Source organism: Candidatus Blochmanniella vafra str. BVAF (assembly GCF_000185985.2).
GTDB classification, from domain to species: domain Bacteria; phylum Pseudomonadota; class Gammaproteobacteria; order Enterobacterales; family Enterobacteriaceae; genus Blochmanniella; species Blochmanniella vafra.
In genome coordinates this window covers 577,598-598,101 of the sequence record NC_014909.2, presented here as the reverse complement: position 1 = coordinate 598,101, position 20,504 = coordinate 577,598, and the positions used below count along the sequence as shown (strand labels likewise).

General features: G+C 28.1%; 19 protein-coding genes. 14 read left to right on the top strand and 5 right to left on the bottom strand.

The genetic code is table 11. From position 1 onward, the window contains the following. Positions 1-181: 181 nt before the first annotated feature. The 10 genes from BVAF_RS02615 to BVAF_RS02570 all read left to right on the top strand — a co-directional run bounded on the left by BVAF_RS02615 (position 182) and on the right by BVAF_RS02570 (position 8,818). Entirely contained in the window at positions 182-1,036 is an 855-nt protein-coding gene (locus BVAF_RS02615; RefSeq protein ID WP_013516834.1) for an urease accessory protein UreD, read from the top strand. A 20-nt stretch (positions 1,037-1,056) separates the two neighbouring features. Then, complete coding sequence (locus BVAF_RS02610) at positions 1,057-1,359, top strand: urease subunit gamma (protein ID WP_013516833.1); 303 nt, start codon at positions 1,057-1,059, stop codon at positions 1,357-1,359. 36 nt (positions 1,360-1,395) lie between these two features. Continuing rightward, the gene (locus BVAF_RS02605) at positions 1,396-1,704 is read left to right on the top strand and encodes an urease subunit beta (protein ID WP_013516832.1); all 309 of its coding nucleotides are present in this window, start codon (positions 1,396-1,398) and stop codon (positions 1,702-1,704) included. Between the two features lie 6 nt (positions 1,705-1,710). After that, positions 1,711-3,414, top strand: coding sequence for an urease subunit alpha (gene ureC, locus BVAF_RS02600; RefSeq protein WP_013516831.1), 1,704 nt, complete (start codon positions 1,711-1,713; stop codon positions 3,412-3,414). Positions 3,415-3,744: 330 nt separating this feature from the next. After that, a complete protein-coding gene (locus tag BVAF_RS02595) occupies positions 3,745-4,428 on the top strand; it encodes an urease accessory protein UreF (RefSeq protein WP_013516830.1) in 684 nt (227 codons plus the stop codon). Positions 4,429-4,550: 122 nt separating this feature from the next. Beyond that, positions 4,551-5,183, top strand: a complete 633-nt coding sequence (gene ureG, locus BVAF_RS02590) for an urease accessory protein UreG (protein ID WP_013516829.1) — start codon at positions 4,551-4,553, stop codon at positions 5,181-5,183. A gap of 610 nt (positions 5,184-5,793) precedes the next feature. Then, positions 5,794-6,420 carry a uracil phosphoribosyltransferase gene (gene upp, locus BVAF_RS02585; protein WP_013516827.1) on the top strand — a complete coding sequence of 209 codons (627 nt, stop codon included), beginning with the start codon at positions 5,794-5,796 and terminating at the stop codon, positions 6,418-6,420. A gap of 539 nt (positions 6,421-6,959) precedes the next feature. Further along, positions 6,960-7,217 (top strand): hypothetical protein, encoded by a 258-nt coding sequence (locus BVAF_RS03205; RefSeq protein WP_148259512.1) that lies wholly within the window; start codon positions 6,960-6,962, stop codon positions 7,215-7,217. Positions 7,218-7,550: 333 nt separating this feature from the next. Next, positions 7,551-8,429: a 4-hydroxy-tetrahydrodipicolinate synthase gene (gene dapA, locus BVAF_RS02575; protein ID WP_013516826.1), complete on the top strand. Its 879-nt coding sequence runs from the start codon at positions 7,551-7,553 to the stop codon at positions 8,427-8,429. 83 nt (positions 8,430-8,512) lie between these two features. Further along, a complete protein-coding gene (locus BVAF_RS02570; protein ID WP_148259511.1) occupies positions 8,513-8,818 on the top strand; it encodes a hypothetical protein in 306 nt (101 codons plus the stop codon). 169 nt (positions 8,819-8,987) lie between these two features. Here BVAF_RS02570 and dapE read toward each other — a convergent pair whose 3' ends face one another. From dapE to BVAF_RS02555, 3 genes are all read right to left on the bottom strand, one after another. Further along, complete coding sequence (gene dapE, locus BVAF_RS02565; protein ID WP_013516825.1) at positions 8,988-10,160, bottom strand: succinyl-diaminopimelate desuccinylase; 1,173 nt, start codon at positions 10,158-10,160, stop codon at positions 8,988-8,990. A 130-nt stretch (positions 10,161-10,290) separates the two neighbouring features. After that, complete coding sequence (tkt, locus tag BVAF_RS02560) at positions 10,291-12,291, bottom strand: transketolase (RefSeq protein ID WP_013516824.1); 2,001 nt, start codon at positions 12,289-12,291, stop codon at positions 10,291-10,293. Positions 12,292-12,434: 143 nt separating this feature from the next. Further along, on the bottom strand, positions 12,435-13,277 hold the full coding sequence (locus BVAF_RS02555; RefSeq protein WP_013516823.1) for a transaldolase family protein: 843 nt from the start codon (positions 13,275-13,277) through the stop codon (positions 12,435-12,437). A 750-nt stretch (positions 13,278-14,027) separates the two neighbouring features. On the opposite strand from BVAF_RS02555, the gene cysP reads away from it, so the two are divergent. From cysP to cysA, 4 genes are read left to right on the top strand one after another with little or no spacing between them, the layout of a single operon-like run. After that, on the top strand, positions 14,028-15,059 hold the full coding sequence (gene cysP / locus BVAF_RS02550) for a thiosulfate ABC transporter substrate-binding protein CysP (RefSeq protein ID WP_013516822.1): 1,032 nt from the start codon (positions 14,028-14,030) through the stop codon (positions 15,057-15,059). Positions 15,060-15,061: 2 nt separating this feature from the next. Continuing rightward, positions 15,062-15,892 (top strand): sulfate/thiosulfate ABC transporter permease CysT, encoded by an 831-nt coding sequence (gene cysT, locus BVAF_RS02545; RefSeq protein ID WP_013516821.1) that lies wholly within the window; start codon positions 15,062-15,064, stop codon positions 15,890-15,892. 36 nt (positions 15,893-15,928) lie between these two features. Beyond that, positions 15,929-16,753: a sulfate ABC transporter permease gene (locus BVAF_RS02540; RefSeq protein ID WP_013516820.1), complete on the top strand. Its 825-nt coding sequence runs from the start codon at positions 15,929-15,931 to the stop codon at positions 16,751-16,753. A 32-nt stretch (positions 16,754-16,785) separates the two neighbouring features. Further along, complete coding sequence (cysA, locus tag BVAF_RS02535; RefSeq protein WP_013516819.1) at positions 16,786-17,853, top strand: sulfate/thiosulfate ABC transporter ATP-binding protein CysA; 1,068 nt, start codon at positions 16,786-16,788, stop codon at positions 17,851-17,853. Positions 17,854-18,198: 345 nt separating this feature from the next. On the opposite strand, the gene ptsI is transcribed toward cysA, so the two are convergent. Then, on the bottom strand, positions 18,199-19,920 hold the full coding sequence (gene ptsI / locus BVAF_RS02530; RefSeq protein WP_013516818.1) for a phosphoenolpyruvate-protein phosphotransferase PtsI: 1,722 nt from the start codon (positions 19,918-19,920) through the stop codon (positions 18,199-18,201). A 51-nt stretch (positions 19,921-19,971) separates the two neighbouring features. After that, positions 19,972-20,229, bottom strand: a complete 258-nt coding sequence (locus BVAF_RS02525) for an HPr family phosphocarrier protein (RefSeq protein ID WP_013516817.1) — start codon at positions 20,227-20,229, stop codon at positions 19,972-19,974. Positions 20,230-20,504 lie beyond the last annotated feature (275 nt).

Sequence of the window (20,504 nt, the reverse complement as noted above, 5' to 3'; positions counted from 1 at the left end):
GAATATAAATAATATGAAGATCAAGGCTGTTGGGTTTTTTTAAAAACAGTAATGTTGTGGTAGGTTTTAAGTTTTTGACATAATGTGTAGATAAAGAAAAATGTATTTATTCTATGCATAATGAGTGATGTATTAAAAATGCATAGTACTTTAATAAAAATTAATATAGTACGTGATTATTGTGATAAAAGATGTGTGGTTATATAAATTGCATGATGGGTGGTTGGGAAAATTAGAATTAAGTTTTTCTTTGAAAAAAAGACGCAGTGTATTAGTGAAAAATAGTCATTTGGGCCCATTTATGGTACAAAAAAGTTTTTATCCAGAAGATGATGAAATGACACCTCATGTATATTTATTACATCCTCCTGGAGGAATGGTAGGTGGAGATCAATTGCGGTTATTAGTAAATTTGGAACCTGGAAGTCGTGCATTGCTAACTACTCCTAGTTTCAGTAAATTTTATAGAACTAATGGAAAGGTAGCATATCAAGAAAATTTCTTTAGAATAAAAAGTAATGCTGTTTTAGAATGGATCCCTCAAGGTAATATTTTTTTGCCTAAATCGAAGGCACGAATACATACGACTTTTCAGTTGGACAAAGGAGCTTGCATGATTTCATTTGAAATTCTATGTTTTGGTAGTACTAATATTATTGGAGTGCATGAAATTCCAAAAAAAATAGATGTTTCTTTATATATATGTAAATTTGGTTGTGTTGGGTTAAGAGATCGTTTAAGAGTTAGTGATCAACAAGAGAATTGTGTTAACACCCAATTGGGTGGATTTAAAATTAGTGCTTTTTTATTTGCAATTCCAGCGAATTTAATGATGTTAAAACAAGTTCAACAATTAGTGCGATCTATTGTAGATGAGCAAATAGGAGGGGCGACATTATTAAATACATTATTAATAGTGAGGTTATTAGGTAATGATAGTCACAAGCTAAGAAAGTTGTTGTTTAGAATTTGGAGTATAATACGTCCTGTTATAATTGGTAAAAAAGCTGTGATACCACGTGTGTGGTTTACATAAAATAGGGATTTTATAATTTTATGAAATTATTACCCAGAGAAAAAGATAAGTTATTAATATTCATGGCTGCTTTAGTAGCAGAAAAAAGACGTAATAGAGGGTTAAAATTAAATTATCCTGAAGCTATAGCTTTGATAAGTGCTGTTATTTTAGAAGGTGCTCGTGAGGGTAAAAATGTATCTGAATTAATGGAATTAGGTAAATCTGTGTTAAGTAGAAATGATGTAATGTTAGGAGTGCCAGAAATGATTTCTAATGTTCAGGTAGAAGCTACTTTTCCTGATGGGACTAAGTTAGTAACCATACATGATCCAATAATTTAATAAAAAGTTTAACGTAATATATGGAAATTGAAAATTATGATTCCAGGTGAGTTGTATATAATAGATGGATTAATAGAGTTAAATTCTGGACGAAGATATTCTACTGTTATGGTTTTAAATTATGGAGACAGGCCAGTACAAGTTGGATCTCATTTTCATTTTTATGAGGTAAATAATTTTTTGAAATTTAATAGAGATGTTGCTATTGGGTTTCGATTAAATATTCCATCAGGAACATCAATACGGTTTGAACCAGGTCAAACTAGAAAAGTAGAGTTAGTGCAATATTCAGGAAAATTAAAAATTTTTGGTTTTTGCAAAAAAATTATGAGGAGATTAAGTTAATATCTTATGTATAAATTAAATAGAAAAGCGTATGCGGAAATGTATGGCCCAACTTGTGGCGATTCTATTAGATTAGCGGATACGAATTTATGGGCTAGGATAGAGAAAGATTTTACTGTATATGGGGAAGAATTAAAATTTGGAGGTGGTAAGGTTATACGAGACGGTATGGGGCAAAGTCAATTAAGTAACAAAGAGTGTGTTGATTTAGTGTTAATTAATGCAATAATTATAGATTATTGGGGCATTGTCAAAGCTGATCTTGGAATAGCTAATGGTCGTATTGTTAAAGTTGGAAAAGCAGGCAATCCGGATGTCCAACCTGGAGTGACTATATGTATTGGTCCTGGAACAGAAGTAATTGCAGCAGAAGGAAAGATTATTACTGCAGGAGGAGTTGATACGCACGTGCATTTTGTTTGTCCTCAACAAATAGAAGAAGCGTTATGTTCTGGTATTACTACGTTAATTGGAGGAGGTACAGGACCAGCAACCGGAACTAATGCAACAACTTGCACTCCTGGGCCATGGTTTATATCTCGGATGTTACAAGCAGCGGATTCGTTACCTATTAATATTGGTTTTACTGGCAAAGGTAGCGCCTCATTACCAGAGGCTTTAATAGAACAAGTAGAATCTGGAGTGGTTGGTTTAAAAATACATGAAGATTGGGGTGCAACTCCAGCTGTTATTGATTGTTGTTTAAATGTCGCAGATCAATTTGATATTCAAGTTTCTATACATACAGATACTTTAAATGAATCCGGATTTGTAGAGGATACAATATCTGCTATAAATAATAGAACAATACATACTTATCATACTGAAGGAGCGGGAGGAGGGCATTCTCCAGATATTATACGAATGTGTGAATTTAGTAATATTTTACCATCGTCTACTAATCCTACGATGCCATATACTATTAATACCATTGATGAACATCTAGATATGATGATGGTTTGTCATAATTTGAATTGCAGTCTTCCTGAGGATATAGCTTTTGCAGACTCTAGAATTCGAAGAGAGACAATTGCTGCAGAGGATATTTTACATGATTTGGGTGCTTTATCTATGATTTCTTCTGATTCTCAAGCTATGGGTAGAATTGGTGAAACAATTTTAAGGACTTGGCAAACTGCAGATAAAATGAAATTACAACGTGGATCATTAAAGGAAGATGATAGATACAGTGATAATATGCGTATAAAAAGATATATTGCTAAATATACGATTAATCCTGCTATAACTCATGGTATTGCTCATGAAGTTGGTTCTGTAGAACAGGGAAAATTAGCAGATTTGATATTATGGAATCCTTCATTTTTTGGGATTAAACCTGATTTGGTGATAAAAGGAGGCATGATTGTATCTTCAATTATGGGAGATCCCAATGCTTCTATACCTACTCCACAACCAGTATATTATAGATCAATGTTTGGGGAATGTGATCAGGCAAAGCGTTTTATTCGAATGACATTTGTATCTAAAATTAGTTATAGCTTAGATATAATAGGTCGTTTAAAATTGATTAGTTTGATTGGAAAAGTTAAACAATGTAGAAATATTCAAAAAAGAGATATGATTCATAATACATGGCAACCTGTGATTGAAGTGGATCCTCAAACATATGAAGTACGGGCGGATGGGGAGTTATTAATTTGTGAGCCTGTTTCTGTATTACCTATGTCTCAACGTTATTTTTTATTTTAAAATTGATTTTTATGTATATATATTTTACCATTAGAATGGGAGGGTGTAGATTGAAAATGTATTGTTGTTTTAGTTAATAGATGTGTATTGCTTGATGCAAGGTAGATATTGCATTTTTATTGATAAGCATATTAATAAGAAGCAGTTATTACTGATATTGATATTAATGAATTTATATTCATATTTTTTTGTGCGTGTATGCAATTGGGTATATTTAAGAATACGAGATGAATAATTATACTATCAGGAGATAGTAAAATGTATATTTTAGTATATAAAAATATGTTTTTGAATATATTTATAAAAAGTATTTATAATTCTTGATCAACGATGAATACATATAAAAGTGATGGATCGTTATTATCGCTTATGCAATTAGTTAGTTCTAATTTACCGGTGGGGAGTTTTAGTTATTCTAAAGGATTAGAATCAGCAATCGAATTTGGATGGATTAAATCTATTGAAAATTTTTTAGATTGGCAAAAACAATGGATTTATGGTGAATTAATGTATTTAGATTGGCCTATGTTAAAGCGTTGTTATAATTGTGCTGAAATTAATGATGCTGTGAAATTTGAGCAATGTGCTGTACAAGTTTTATCATATCGAGATACTTATGAGTTAAGAGTAGAGGAACAGCAACGTGGTAAAGCAATGTCTAAATTAATTTTGCAATGGTATTCTCCTGTTGATGAGAATTGGATCTCAGGTTTTCAATATAGTGGATTAGCATCCGTGGCATGGTTGGGTCACGCTTGGGATATTCCTATTAAAAATTTAGCATTAGGATATGCTTATAATATTTTAGAATCTTCTGTAATTATAGGATTAAAATTATTACCTTTTGGTCAAAATATAGCACAACAGTTAATAAGATATTTGTCAAGTTTTTTTTCACAAGTTTGGGATCGATCTAAAAGTGTATCAGATTTTGAATTAGGCAGTAATTTTTTATGTAAATCTATAGCATCTTCATGTCATGAGATTCAATATTCTCGACTGTTTCGTTCTTAGTTATATTTGATATGTAATTGGTTTTTGATTATTTGAGTAGTATGTTAAATTTTTATTTATATAATAATGATTATGATATTATTTCAGGATGTATAATATTATTTTAGGATTTTAAAAAAACGATGGTAGTATTAAAAAATAATAGAATTAAACCTCTTAAGATTGGAGTAGGTGGGCCTGTCGGTTCAGGAAAAACTTCATTAATTGAGGTTTTATGTAAAAGACTTAAAAATAAATATCAATTAGCAGTCGTAACTAATGATATTTATACTACAGAAGATAAACGTATTTTAGTAGATTCAGGTGCTTTAGAAGCTGATCGTATTATTGGAATAGAAACAGGTGGGTGTCCTCATACTGCTATTAGAGAAGATGCATCCATGAATTTATTAGCTATTGATGAATTAACAAATAAATTTAAAAATTTAGATATTATTTTTGTAGAGAGTGGAGGGGATAATTTAAGTGCTACATTTAGTCCGGATTTAACAAATTTAAATTTTTATGTTATTGATGTCGCTGCAGGGGATAAAATACCTCGTAAAGGAGGGCCTGGAATCACTAAGTCTGATTTATTGATAGTTAATAAGATTGATTTAGCTATATATGTTGGAGCTTCATTGGATATTATGAATAGCGATATTAATTTAGCTCGTCATAATAAGAAGGGTTCTTGGATTTTTACTAATCTTAAAATAGGTGATGGAGTACAAAATATTATTGATTTTATATCACAACAAGAAGTGTTTATGTAAAGCATTAAAATCTATTTTTTTGAATCATATTTATTTTGTGCAGTAATAAATAAATTCAGAATCAATATATATTGATCCAACAAAAATAATCACCATTATTATATAATGAATATTAATAATAACATTATACTACAAGTAATGTATAGTTATAAAAATAGATTAACATATATGTTTGTCATTATTTGTAGTATGATGGGGATGGAAGTAAGAGTTGTTTTTTTATAAAAATCCCAGGATTGTATCAAAGAAAAGATTAACCGAGCAAATAATACGATAAAACTGATTAAAAAAACTCCTTTTGCAATCCTGGTTTTTGCTTTATTTTTTTTCATTGGTATAAAATATCTGATATTACAGATATATTAGGTAAAAAATATTATTAATTCATAAACAATATCATAAATTATTAAAGGATATTTAAAATTTTATTAAGAAGAATACAGAGTAAAATTTTAATATAGTAATTTTTGTTACATATATATTTAATATTTAAAAAATAGTTTACATATTGTTATCTCATTGTTGATTATGTGTAATGAATTATGATCACAAATTATAATATTTTTTTTGATATAATAGAATAATGTATTTATAAGGAATGTACTATAGTATGAAAATAATTGAAATTAAACATCCTTTGGTACAACATAAGTTAGGATTAATGCGTATTTGTGATATTAGTACTAAACGTTTTAGAGAGTTGTCTGCAGAATTGGGAAGTTTATTAACTTACGTCGCTACTGATAATTTAGAAATAGAAACAGTAACTATTAAAGGATGGAGTGGGTTAGTAAAAATTACACGTATCAAAGGAAAAAAAATAACAATAGTACCTATTTTAAGAGCTGGATTAGGTATGATGGATGGTGTTTTGGAACATATTCCTAGTGCTCGTATTAGCATGATAGGGGTGTATAGAGACGAAATTACCTTAGAACCAATACCTTATTTTCATAAATTAGCATCTAAGATTAATGAACGAATGGCAATGTTATTAGATCCTATGTTAGCTACTGGAGGAACTATAATTGCCGCTATTAATTTATTGAAACAAGCAGGATGTAACAATATAAAAATTTTGTCTTTAGTAGCTGCTCCAGAAGGAATTACAGCTTTAGAACAAAAACATCCAGATATTGAATTATATTTAGCCTCAATTGATCAAAAACTCAATAAATATGGTTATATTATCCCTGGCCTTGGAGATGCTGGAGATAAAATTTTTGGAACCAAATAAAATAATAAAACGAGATAATTATTTTATTTTCATGATATTTCATTATAAAAGTTAATGTATGAATATAAATTCAATAATATAAGAAGATATAATGTATAGTGTTGCACGATAATATTTGATAGATAGGATATATCGTTATATTCTCATAAGTAAGTGTATAATTTTTTAAATATAATACTAATGTAATATTATCTTAATACTACTAAGGTGAACAATGAGTTGATTTTTTGTAAATAATTTAAAATTATTTGAATATGATTGTTAGGTTGAAATTTTTTAAATACTTGTTCAAAGATGTCTTGTTCATTAATTAAAAAACTAATTCGATGAATACCGTTATATTTTTACCCATAAATTTTTTTCTTTATGCGCTAAAAATGTATTAGAGATTTGGTGTTTTTGAATCAGATAATAAAGTGTGAAATTTAATATTTTTTTTTAGAAAAGGTTAATAATTTTCTTGGTGTATCTGAGCTAATTTCAACAATTTTTACCTGTAGTGTGTTAAAAATATTCATTTTGTCGTGTAATTTTTAAGTTTGAATAGTACATCTTGGATGTCATGGTTTTTAGATAAAAATATATTAGTATTTTTTTCTAAAAAAGAAGAAGAATTAATCAATATTCCATTTTGGTCAAGTATATTATTAAAAATTGGAGCTTTAATTCCAGGTTGTAATATCATTATGTTAATACTCCGAAATAAAATTATTAATAATTGTATTAATAATATTTTATTACATAAATATTGTGAATTTTTAATTAAATTTAGTATATTTTCTTTTTTTTATTATTAAATATTAGTCATTATATATATAAATTAGTTTATTTATATAAAAAATAGAGGCAATATCTACTAATATTAGTTATTGAATTTAATAGTTACGTCCTATATTATAGAATCAATTATTGGTGGTGCAAGTGTATTTATAATTAATAGAGTTTAGTAATATTATAATTATATTATATTAATTAAAATTTATATTTTTAAATAGTTTGAATTAATTTAATTAGATTTTAAATAATGATTTGTCATTAATAATATTTAAAGTTTATTTGTTGTAGTTATTATGTATTAGTATAGTTTTAATGAGCAGGGTATGTTGTTTATATTTTGGAGAAGATAATTTATGTTTGCTGGTAGCATAGTTGCATTAATTACACCAATGAATTTACGAGGTTCTATAGATCGTAAAAGTTTAAAAAAATTAGTGGAGTATCATGTGCGCAGTGGAACATCTGCTATTGTTTCCGTGGGAACTACAGGAGAAATGTCTGGTCTTACACATACAGAACATGTTAATGTTGTTATGTGGACTTTAGAATTTAGTGATGGAAGACTACCTATAATAGCTGGAACTGGATCAAATTCCACCGCTGAGGCTATTTTGTTAACACAACAATTTCAAAATAGCAAAATAGCTGCGTGTTTAAGCGTGACTCCTTATTATAATCGACCAAATCAAGAAGGTTTATTTAAACATTTTCAGTCGATTTCTGAGAATACATCATTGCCTCAAATATTGTATAATGTTCCATCTAGAACGGGATGTGATTTATTGCCAGAAACAGTAGGTCGTTTGTCAAAGATAAAAAATATCATTGGAATTAAGGAAGCTACAGGAAATTTAAATAGAGTTAATCAAATAAAGAAATTAGTTGAAGAAGATTTTATTTTACTTAGCGGAGATGATTTAAGTGCCTTAGATTTTATGAGATTAGGAGGAAATGGAGTAATTTCTGTGACGGCAAATATCGCAGCAAAAGAAATGTCGATTCTTTGTGATTTAGCTAAAAAAAATGATTTTAAACATGCTTATCGCGTTAATAATTATTTGATTCCAGTACATAAATCTTTGTTTCTTGATTCTAATCCTATTCCAGTAAAATGGGCTTGTAAAGAGTTAGGTTTGATACCTTATGATACTCTTAGGTTACCTATGACTCCTTTATCTAAGGAGAATCATAATGTAGTTAGGCAATCTTTAATAAATGCTAATTTATTATAGGTAATATATATTAAATGTTACATATAGCCAATGTATATTTATACATAAAAAAAAGAATTGTTTGTATATACATAGGGTTGATATTGCAATTTTTTTGCGCCCTGTTGTTAACAGGATGCCTTGTTTCTAAAGAAATGAATAAAAAAAATTATTGCTGTGCAATAAATGCAGATGATAAATTGCAATATTTGAAGAATCGTAAAAACAATTATTTTTTATATGAACTTAAAATACCAAAAAATTTAGGTATCATTTTTCCTGATCCGTATACTGAGTATAATATACCCGCTATTGATACTATTACAATAAAAAAGATAGATACAGATTTTACAAGTAGTAATAATCTGAATATATGTCCTCCTGTTATATTAAATAATGTTCTTAATTAAGAAATATGGGAATTGTATTTATTAATAATTTTAATTATTTTATGTTCTAAAATTTTAGTAGATTACAAAATTCTAATTTTTTAGAAATAGCATAATAAAGGTATTATTGTGGTTGTATACTTAAAATTAGGGGGGTTATTTGGTTACTAATGTTTAATTAGATAATAAATTACAATAGCATTTTTTCCATAATTTTAAAATAAAAGTAACTTAATAATTTTAAATCTGTTAATTTTATATGTTCGTTAAATTTATGAATTGTATGATTAAGAGCTCCTAATTCTAAGACTTCTGATCCTGTTTTAGCGATAAATCGTCCATCAGAAATACCTCCTGTAGTTTCTAATCGTGGAATGATATTGTAATGATAATGTTTTGTAATAATATTTGTAACAACGTTGGTTAATTTCCCAGGATTACTAAAATAGGGTTCTGAGATACATGGGTCCCAATATATATGATAATTTAAAGAATGCATGGATAAAATTTTGTTAATATTATTTTGAATACTTTTTATAGAAGATTGATCACTAAATCGTAAATTAAAATTTAATATCAATTGATCTGGTGTAATATTGTGTGTTGTACAATTAGCAGGTACGGTATTGATATTGGTTATTTGAATAGATGTTTTAGGAAATATTATACTGTTTTTTTGATCCCATTTTATATTCATTAAATCAAATAACATGGGTATTGTTAAATGTATTGGATTTATTAGAAATTGTGGATAAGCAACATGCCCAGATGAACCTTGTATAATTAATTTACCTGTACAAGAACCTCGTCGTCCATTTTTAATTACATCTCCTAATTTATTTTGACTGGATGGTTCGCCTACTATACAATACTCTATATGTTCATTGCGCTCTATTAATTGTTGAACTGCTTTTATGGTGCCGTTTTTTCCAGAACCTTCTTCATCAGAAGTGAAGAGGAATGCTATCTTTTTTTTATGATTAGGATGTCTTTGAATAAAATGTTGGGCGGCTATTAACATAGCTGCTAAAGCCCCTTTCATATCTGATGCACCTCGTCCATATAGAACTCCATTGTTTATTAATCCTGAAAAAGGTGGATATTTCCAATTTTGAGTATTGCCAGGAGATACTACATCTGTGTGTCCTAAAAATAATAATGTTGTTGTATGTTGTTGTTTTTGTTTATGTTGTCCATTTCGATAAGCCCATATGTTGTGTGTATCATAAAAATTCATAAGTTCTATATTAAATTTCAATGACTTTAAATAACAAGCAATAATATTTTGACAATTATGATCCTTTGGAGTAATTGAAGGTTGATTGATTAATTTTTTTGTTAATTCTATTAGTGAAATAGTCATATGATTTATGTTATATCAATAATGATGAATTAGTTTCATTTTTAGATTTTATGAATAAATAAATATCATGCTATAAATTATTAGTTTTATTTTTAACAAATAAAAGCATATTATTGTAATAATTTAATTTCTATTTTAATAATTCGTAAGATTTTTGTAGTACATAATCTATAGTAAAATTAAAAAAATTAAATAGTTCATGTGCTGGAGCAGATTTTCCAAATTCATTTATGCCAATTATTTTTCCGTATGACCCAATATATTTATACCAAAAATTATCACTACCAGCTTCAATAACTAATTTGTTTAATGTTTTTTTTGGCAATACGTATTCTTGGTATTTTATATGTTGTTTGTCAAAAAGGTTGGTAGAAGGCATAGAGACAACTCGTATCTTATATCCTTTTTTAGTTAATATATAATATGTTTGTATTGCTAGTTCTATTTCTGAGCCAGTAGCAATGATTATTAGATCAAGATCTTCTTGGAAATTTTTTAATATATATCCTCCTCGAGCGATATTAGTAATTTGTGTTGATGTGTATTCTTGTGTTTTTAGTGTTTGTCGAGATAAAATTAAAGCAGTTGGGCCTTGGTATTCAACTGCTGATTTCCAGGCAATTGCAGTTTCAATTTGATCACAAGGTCGCCAGATTTGTAAATTAGGAATGATACGTAAACTTGATAATTGTTCTATAGGTTGATGAGTCGGCCCATCTTCTCCTAATCCAATAGAGTCATGAGTATAAATCATAATATGATGAGTATTCATAAGAGCGGCCATACGAATAGCATTACGCGCATAATCACTAAATGTTAGAAAAGTTGCAGTATAGGGTAAAAATCCTCCGTGATTGGATATTCCATTGGCTATAGCAGTCATTCCGAATTCTCGAACACCATAATGAATATAATTTCCTGCAGGATTGTGCATGATAGAAGTGGATTGAGAACAAGTAGTTAGATTACTAGGGGTTAAATCTGCTGAGCCTCCTAAAAGTTCTGGTAATTTTTTGTAAAGATGCTCAATGATAATTTGTGATGCTTGTCGGGTAGCGAGATTTTTAGGATTTATATTTAGTTTTTCAATAATTTTTTTTATTTCTATTTCCCAATTTTGAGGTAATTCATGTTTTATACGTCTTTTAAGTTCTTGAGATAAATTAGGATAATGAATTTGATATTGATAGAATATTTTATTCCAGTCATTTTCTTTTTTTTCTCCTAATTGAGTAGCATTCCAAGCATTATATATTTCTTTCGGAATTAAAAATGCTGTTTTTTCTTGCCAAAGCAATGCGCGTCTAGTTTCATAAACTTCTATTTTTCCCAATGGAGATCCATGTGCGCTAGCTTTTCCGCTTTTATTTGGAGAACCGAAAGCAATAATGGTTTTAAAAATTAACAACGATGGTCGATTCAATTCTGATCTAGCTTGATCAATAGCGATTTTAATGGAGTTTCTATGATGACCATCAATATTATCAATTACATGCCATCCGTAAGATTTAAATCTTATCGCAGTATTATCGGTAAACCATTCTGAAGTGTTTCCATCAATAGAAATATTATTGCTATCATAAAATACAATCAATTTATTTAAATGCATGGTTCCGGCTAATGAACAAACCTCATGAGAAATTCCTTCCATCATACAGCCATCTCCAGCAAAAACATAAGTATAATGATCAATAATGTTAAATGAAGGGCGATTAAATTGTTTTGCTAATGTTCGTTCAGCTATTGCAAACCCTACGGCATTAGCTAAACCTTGTCCTAAAGGTCCTGTAGTGATTTCAACTCCATCTGTGTGTTTATATTCTGGATGTCCAGGGGTTTTCGAATGTAATTGCCTAAAATTTTTTAAATCCTCTATAGATAAGTTGTATCCGGTAAGATGTAAGATGCTATATAATAACATAGACGCGTGTCCGTTGGATAAAATAAATCTATCTCTATTTATCCAATTTGGGTTATTTGGATTATGATTCATGTAATCCCTCCATAAGACTTCAGCAATGTCTGCCATGCCCATAGGAGCTCCTGGATGTCCGGAATTTGCGTGTTGCACACAATCTATACTTAGTATACGTATAGCATTGGCTAAAGTTTTATATGTTTGTGTTTCCATAGTTATTTCCTTGTGTTGTTAATAATATAATCAGAGTTTTGTGATAAATAGTTCATTGGATAAATTGTGATTTATTAAGAGTTTTTGATGCCTTTTTTTAAATTATTAATTTCCATTTTATTTTTTATATTCTAAAAAATTGATTAGGAAAATGGATTTTGGCAATTAAGTATTATTAGATTACATGGAGATAATTGACCTTCAACGGATTTTAAATTTTTGTACAATATTTCCTTGAGGAAGTTTAGAAAAAGAATTAGATAATCATATTCAGATATAGTAGTTAAAATTTGTTGAAATATATGGAGATTAGGTTCCATAGTAATTATATTATAGTGCGTTTTGTAAAAATGATAATTTTTTTTTAGTGTTTTGACATTAGGATCGTTATTTATGTAATGTCTTTTTAATAAGTTATTTTTATTGTACCAATCATCGATATAAACAATAAAAGGAGATATTAAGTATAAATTGTTTGTAGTATATGAATGTGTCTGAGTAAAAAAAAATAACGATGTTACAATATATTTTATCTTAAATTTTTCTAATTTTTTTGTTGATTTGATCCTTTTCCAAGTAGTTTTAATTTTTGTTAACACTAGTGATGTATTTGTATTTTTTTCTTGATAAATTTTAATTAATTTATATGCTTGTTGTATAGAGAAGTGTTTTTTTAAGAAAAGTGTTGTATTAATTTTGGGGAAGGAAATGCATTCTGTAATTTTTTTTAAGATTTTAGATCTAATATTTACTGTGCATTTATGACTTGCATTAATTACCTGTTTATTTGGATTATGTATTAATTTGTGGGTATAATTTAAATTATCTTCAAATAGTATAGCAGATATGGTGAATAATGGAGACTTTACACTGAGTAATAGGTGATGAGTTATTGTGTATTGAATTTTATATAATACAATATCTTCAATAATTTCAGTATTTGATGAAATCATGGGAATTTTTTTTAAGATATCAAGCTGATTCATTATGATTATTAACTCCATTGTATATAGGTAATCAATATTGAAGTCATTTTAATTATTCTTGTATTCGTTGTATATTAAATTACTGACATTCATATTTGTAATATGAACACAAGTCATAAATATAATTTATACATAAAGTAACATATATTTATATAATTTACTAAGTTAATTGAATTAAAAAACAAGAAAAGAATATTGTATATTAAAGTAAAGAATTTTATGTTTCATGTGAAACATTATTGTTTTTGGAATTGATTAATTAATAAATATAGAATTATTCATATTTAATTTAAAAGAAAAATGTATCTAATATATTTGACATATTGTAATTTTATATATATTAGTATACTAATGTGCAAATATAAATGTTGTCTAATCTTAGATAAAAAATTAATAAACTTGTTATCGTTGCAATTATTAGATATGTAATACCGTAAATTGTTTATTATAGTACAATTTAATAAATAATATTATGTTGTTAGTATATATCGTTGTTTGTATAAGCAAATTTGGTTTGGATATGATGATATAGGTGTTATATGGATAGGTCAGTATTGGCATTAATTATATAATTATTTCTAACAGTAAAGAGAATGAAATTCACTCATATGATGAGTTGAAATGTTATTAGTATACCATACTAGGTTAGTGTGTAATATTCTTTAATTAAAGAATTATTAAGGTTATATCGGGGTCACTCTAGTAAAATATTTTTTTATTTCATAAAAGTATATATATTTTATTTTCTGTATGATTATTATAGCTGTTGTTTATCGAATTATAAAAATAACAATATTATTATTATATTGTCTGATATGTACTTCAGTGTATAGTATTATTTTATTAAATAGTTCATATGATGTATCTCGAGAATTATTTTCAGAAATTAATTCTAATTTTATTCTATATTGGAAAAATATACATCCTGAAGATAAATTAATTATTCGCCAATCGCATTCAGGGTCTACTAGACAAGCAATAGCTATATTACAGGGATTACGCGCAGATGTTGTTACTTATAATCAAATTATAGATGTTCAAATATTACATGATCGTGGTCAGTTAATACCTAAAGATTGGCAAAATAGATTACCTAATCGTAGTTCTCCTTTCTATTCAACCATGTCTTTTTTAGTGAGACAAGGGAATCCAAAAAGTATTTACAATTGGAATGATTTAACCCAAGATGGATTAAAGATAGTATTTCCTAACCCTAGAACATCTGGAAATGGACGCTATACTTATTTAGCTGCTTGGGTTGCTTTTTTAAAAAGCAGTAATAACAATATAGAACTTACTCGTAGTAAGATGAAAAAAGTTTTAAAAAATGTAATGGTATTTGATTCGGGAGGACGATCTTCTACTATTACTTTTGTCGATCGTGATCAAGGTGATGTGTTAATCAATTTTGAATCAGAATCAAAATTTATAAAAAATCAATTTAAAGATAATAATTATGAAATTATTATACCTGATCCTAATATTTTAGTAGAGTTTCCAGTAACTTGGATAGATAAAAATGTGGTTAGAAATGGTACTCAAAATATAGCTAAGGCCTATTTAGAATATCTTTATACTGATGCTGCTAGAAAAATTATTAGTAAGTTTGGATATCGGGTAAATGTAACTAGTATGCTTCAAATAAATCGAAGTATGTTTCCTGTTGTACATTTATTTACAGTAGAAGAGCAATATGGAGCAGATTGGAATAATATTATGAAAATTCATTTTAGACGTGGTGGAGAATTGGATCAATTGTTATCATCTGTAGGAAAAGATTAATAATGTTATTTGTTGGTAATCAAAAATTACCTGGTTTTGGTATAGCTCTTGGTAATAGTTTATTATTTATTTGTTTAGTTTTATTTTTACCTTTGAGTGCTTTAGTAATTCAGTTGTGTAAAATTAGTTGGAGTCAATATTGGGATATAATTACAGATCCAGCATTGTTAATAGCGTATAAAGTAACTTTTTTATCTGCAGGAACAGCAGCATTATTTAACGCAATGTTTGGTATAATGGTATCTTGGGTTATTGTTAGATATAAATTTGTTGGTCAAAGATTATTAGATGCTATAATAGATTTGCCTTTCGCTTTACCAACAGCTGTAGCTGGGTTAACTTTGGCAGCATTGTTTTCAGAATCTGGATGGTACGGAAGTTTGTTAGTTCATTCAGGAATATCATTATCTTATACATGGATAGGTATTGCAATTGTAATGATTTTTACGGGTATTCCGTTTGTGGTAAGATCTGTGCAGCCTGTTTTAGAAGAAATTTCTACAGAATATGAAGAATCGGCAAAAATTTTAGGGGCAAATAATTGGCAGATTTTTTCTAATATAATTTTTCCAGAATTAGCGCCAGCTTGGTTATCTGGTATAGTATTATCGTTTATACGTGGTTTAGGAGAGTTTGGTGCAGTGATTTTTGTTGCTGGAAATATTTCTTGTAAAAATGAGGTGATATCATTAGTTATTTTTGTCAGATTACAAGAATTTGATTATCCTGCAGCTAGTGCAATTTCTTCTGTGATATTAATGATTTCGTTATTATTGTTAATAATTATCAATGTGTTCCAATTACGATTACAACAAAGATTTAAGGGTTTTTAATAATGGCGAGTACATTTTATCAAATGTATAAAAGTAATGAACAGTAATTTTTTTTCATCTATTGAATGGGGAAAATGGATTTTAATTATTTTTAGTGTATCAATTTCTATAATTTTATTATTTATTCCGTTAATTATGATTTTTATATCTGCTTTATCGGCAGGATTACATATGGTGGTTTTAAATCTTTTAAATACAGATATGATTCATGCTGTGTTGTTAACAGTCATTGTAGCGTTAATAGTGATTCCTGTCAATGTAGTTTTTGGAATATTTATGGCTTGGTTAATAACTAGATTTAATTTTTTTGGGAAACAATTTTTATTAGCTTTTTTAAGTATTTCTGTAGCAGTATCTCCTGTGGTTGTGGGTTTGTTATATTTGTTATGTTACTCTAATGGTAGTATTATAGGAGATTGGTTGGATTCATATAATATACAAATTATGTTTTCATGGATAGGGATAGTATTAGTGACTATTTGTATCACTTGCCCTTTCGTTGCTAATGAGTTGATTCCTGTCATGATTAATCAAGGCAATCAAGAAGATGAAGCAGCTGTTTTATTGGGAGCCTCAGGGTGGAAGATGTTCTGGTATGTTACTTTTCCTAATATTCGATGGGCTTTATTATGTGGGATAATAATTACTAATGCTCGAGCTATGGGTGAATTTGGGGCATCATCTATTGTATCAGGGTTAATTAGGGGAGAAACATATACCTTACCTTTATATATAGAGTTATTGTATCAGGATTATAATATTGTAGGTGCGTTTATAGCTGCGTCATTGCTAGCATTAGTATCAATTATTATGTTGTTTATTAAAAATTATTTTAAATATTATTATGAAAATAATATGTAAATATATATTAGTATTATATAGAAGGTTGGGCAATGAATATTGAAATTGATAAGATTACTAAATTTTTTGATTGTGGAGCAGTCTTAACTAATATTTCGATATATATTAAATCTGGAGAAATAGTGGCGTTATTGGGTCCGTCTGGATCTGGTAAAACAACTTTGTTACGTATTATAGCAGGATTAGAAAGTCATAGTAGTGGATATTTACGCTTTTATGGAAAAGACGTGAGTAAATTAAATGCACGTGATCGGAGTGTAGGTTTTGTGTTTCAAAATTATGCATTATTTCGTCATATGACGGTATTAGATAATATTTCTTTCGGAATGCGTGTATTGCCGCGTCATAAAAGACCTAATAAACAAGTTATTAATAATAAAGTTATGCAATTACTTAATATGGTACAGTTAAAGCATTTAGCGTATAGATATCCTTCTCAATTATCTGGGGGGCAAAAACAACGTGTTGCATTAGCACGTTCTTTGGCTATTGAGCCAAAAATTTTGTTATTAGATGAGCCGTTTGGAGCTTTAGATGTACAAGTACGTAAAGAATTAAGGCGTTGGTTGCGTAATTTACATCATGAACTAAAATTCACTGGAGTTTTTGTAACACATGATCAAGAGGAAGCTATGGAAGTAGCGCATCGTGTGGTAATTATGAACTGTGGAAATATTGAGCAAATAGGCACTCCTCAAGATATTTGGTGCATGCCAGCAACTCGATTTGTTTTAAAGTTTTTAAGTGAGGTGAATTGTGTAAATGGAATGGTGTATGGTTCAAAGGTGTTTATAGGTCCTTATCATTGGTCTTTATCTTATGTACCGGATGTACAAGGAGAAATTGAATTGTTTTTTAGGCCTTGGGAAATGGAAATAAGGAAGGAATTTAGTATTTGTACTCCATTGCCAGTAAAGATTGTAAATGTTAATTTGCATGGATACTATTGGCAACTGAGCGTTGAACCCTTAGGGTGGCATTGTGATTTATTAACTATTATTTTAGGAGTTAAAGATGTGTTTGGTGTTCCAAAATCTGGTATGTATTGTTATGTAAGCGGTCAAAATGCTCGCTTATATTCTGGTGAGACAATATTGTAATAGCCTATGATAATTTGTTTTTAATAAATTTAATAAGTATTATTATGTGTAGATGTGTGATTATTATGATGTTTTTATATGTGATATATATATATAAAAAATGTCAGATAAGTTTTTTATGCTTGTGATTTATTGAGAGCACTATTGATATTATTCAATGATTTATATATTGTGGATATTGAATATATTTATATTATATGTAATATGGCAATTCACTTAATATTGCATAAGTGTTATGTAGATTTTAGGAATAGTTGTTTTTTATTTTACAAATCAACTAGATAGGTTTTTGATTTGGGTAGGTTATATAAATTTGTAATATTTGGTACCATGTTTAAGGTTTAATTATATGTGTTGTTTTTTTTTGTTTTTTAATAATTGCATTAAAGATTCAGTGGTGGAGTAATTTAATGCTTTTTGAGCTAGTTTTTTAGCATCTTTATAGTGTGTATTACGTATAATTTTTTTTATTTGCAGGATAGATGTAGAACTCATACTGAATTCATCTAATCCCATGCCTAATAACAATGGGATAGCGAGTTCATCTCCTGCCATTTCTCCGCACATAGCAGTCCATTTTCCTGCAGCATGCGATGCTTCAATGACTTTGTTTATTAAAATTAAAATAGATGGAGATATGGGATTATATAGATGAGAAATTAATTTATTTCCTCGATCTACAGCAAGAGTATATTGAGTTAAATCATTAGTACCTATACTAAAAAAATCTACTTCTTTTATGAGATGGTGTGCAATTATTGCTGAAGCAGGAGTTTCTATCATAATTCCTACTTTGATATTTTCATCAAATTTTTTTCTTTCATTGCGTAATTGAGTTTTTAATAAGTTTAGTTCTATATTTAATTGTTGTATTTCTTCTACTGAAATAATCATAGGGTACATAATTAGTAATTTACCAAAAAAAGACGCTCTCAGTATTGCTCTTAATTGAGTATGCAACATATCTTTTTTGTCTATCATAATTCTGATTGCTCTCCATCCAAGAAATGGATTTTCTTCATAAGGAAGATTCATATAAGGTAAGTTTTTATCTCCTCCAATATCCATAATTCGTATGATGATAGATTTATTAGACATATATTCAGCTGCATTTTTATAAGCTTGAAATTGTTCCTCTTCGGTAGGTAATTCATTACGATTCATAAATAAAAATTCAGTTCTATATAATCCTACTCCTTCAGCTCCGTTTTCTTGAGCTTTTACAATATCATGCATAGTGCCGATATTAGCACATATACGGACGTGATGTCCGTCTATAGTGGTGGATGGTAGGTATTTTAATTTTTTTAGTTCGTATTTGTCAGCAATATGTTTTTGATTTATTATATTTATAGTATTAATTATATTTGTATCCGGATTAATATAGATTTTATTATTTAAAGCGTCTAGAATAATATAATCTCCATTAGCAATTTGTTTGGTTGCGATGCTTGTTCCTATAATTGCAGGTAATTCTAAAGAACGAGCCATAATAGCAGTATGAGATGTTTTTCCTCCTACATCAGTAATAAATCCTAGTACTTTTGTTAAGTTTAATTGAGCAGTTTCTGATGGACTTAAATCTACTGCAATAATAATAACTTCTTCGGTAATAGTATTCAGATCGATAATTGGTATGTTTAGAATATTTTTTAGCAGACGATTACCAATATCACGTACGTCAATTGCTCGTTCTTTTAAGTATTCATCTTCTAATTTTTCTAAAGCTTTTGCTTGAGTTTCAATAACAGAATGTACTGCAGAATCGGCACTAAATAGTTCTTCTTTTATGAGTGTTACGATATCTTGTTCTAGTTCTGTATCTTCTAATAGTAAAATATGTCCCTCGAAAATAGTTTCTTGTTTAGATTCTAATCCTTTTTTTACTTTTTGTTTTATTTGTTTTAATTGTTCAATAGTTTTAGAACGAGCAGAAAGAAATTTATGAATTTCTGTTGTAATAGAAGATGCAGCAATTTTTTTTGTATTAATAATGATTTTTTCTTCTTTTAATAATAATGCTTTTCCAGAAACAATTCCGGGAGAGACTGAAATTCCTGAAATCATCATTTTGTTTGTATTGACATTATAAATTAATTTATTGTTCATATAAGATTACTATTTTAGATTTTCAATTAATGTAGTTAAATGTTGTACTGCTTGTTTTTCATCTTTTCCTTGAGCAGAAATAGTAATTATAGAGCCTTTACTTAAACCTAGAGTTTGTAATTTAAATAAACTTTTTGCATTTGCTTGTTTTCCATTGGAGATAATTGTAATATCAGAACTAAAATTTTTTGCTTCTTTTACTAAAGCTGTAGCAGGACGAGTATGTAATCCGTTAACTGCAGTAATTGTGATTTCTTTTTGAAACATTTTTTTCTCCATCTTTGTATTATTAATTAATATAATTTCGGTTTAATTGCTTAATTATGTAAGGATTTAAATCATTATTTTTTTAAATTAATATACTTTTATATACTAATGCAGTTTTATTTTGTTATATGAATAATTTCATTCTTATAAAGATAGATTTTAGTAAACAATTTTAAATATATTTTATTTAATTTTTTGATTTTAAAGAAGTTTATATTTTATTATATAATGTAATTAATTCAATGTTTTTTGGGGGTTTATAATAAATAAAATGC

Bases quoted from the DNA above. Each gene is read 5' to 3' on its own strand.
- BVAF_RS02610 (WP_013516833.1), top strand. From the start codon at position 1,057: ATGAAATTATTACCCAGAGAAAAAGATAAGTTATTAATATTCATGGCT.
- BVAF_RS02605 (WP_013516832.1), top strand. From the start codon at position 1,396: ATGATTCCAGGTGAGTTGTATATAATAGATGGATTAATAGAGTTAAAT.
- ureC (WP_013516831.1), top strand. From the start codon at position 1,711: ATGTATAAATTAAATAGAAAAGCGTATGCGGAAATGTATGGCCCAACT.
- BVAF_RS02595 (WP_013516830.1), top strand. From the start codon at position 3,745: ATGAATACATATAAAAGTGATGGATCGTTATTATCGCTTATGCAATTA.
- ureG (WP_013516829.1), top strand. From the start codon at position 4,551: ATGGTAGTATTAAAAAATAATAGAATTAAACCTCTTAAGATTGGAGTA.
- upp (WP_013516827.1), top strand. From the start codon at position 5,794: ATGAAAATAATTGAAATTAAACATCCTTTGGTACAACATAAGTTAGGA.
- dapA (WP_013516826.1), top strand. From the start codon at position 7,551: ATGTTTGCTGGTAGCATAGTTGCATTAATTACACCAATGAATTTACGA.
- dapE (WP_013516825.1), bottom strand. From the start codon at position 10,160: ATGACTATTTCACTAATAGAATTAACAAAAAAATTAATCAATCAACCT.
- tkt (WP_013516824.1), bottom strand. From the start codon at position 12,291: ATGGAAACACAAACATATAAAACTTTAGCCAATGCTATACGTATACTA.
- BVAF_RS02555 (WP_013516823.1), bottom strand. From the start codon at position 13,277: ATGAATCAGCTTGATATCTTAAAAAAAATTCCCATGATTTCATCAAAT.
- cysP (WP_013516822.1), top strand. From the start codon at position 14,028: ATGATTATTATAGCTGTTGTTTATCGAATTATAAAAATAACAATATTA.
- cysT (WP_013516821.1), top strand. From the start codon at position 15,062: ATGTTATTTGTTGGTAATCAAAAATTACCTGGTTTTGGTATAGCTCTT.
- BVAF_RS02540 (WP_013516820.1), top strand. From the start codon at position 15,929: ATGAACAGTAATTTTTTTTCATCTATTGAATGGGGAAAATGGATTTTA.
- cysA (WP_013516819.1), top strand. From the start codon at position 16,786: ATGAATATTGAAATTGATAAGATTACTAAATTTTTTGATTGTGGAGCA.
- ptsI (WP_013516818.1), bottom strand. From the start codon at position 19,920: ATGATTTCAGGAATTTCAGTCTCTCCCGGAATTGTTTCTGGAAAAGCA.
- BVAF_RS02525 (WP_013516817.1), bottom strand. From the start codon at position 20,229: ATGTTTCAAAAAGAAATCACAATTACTGCAGTTAACGGATTACATACT.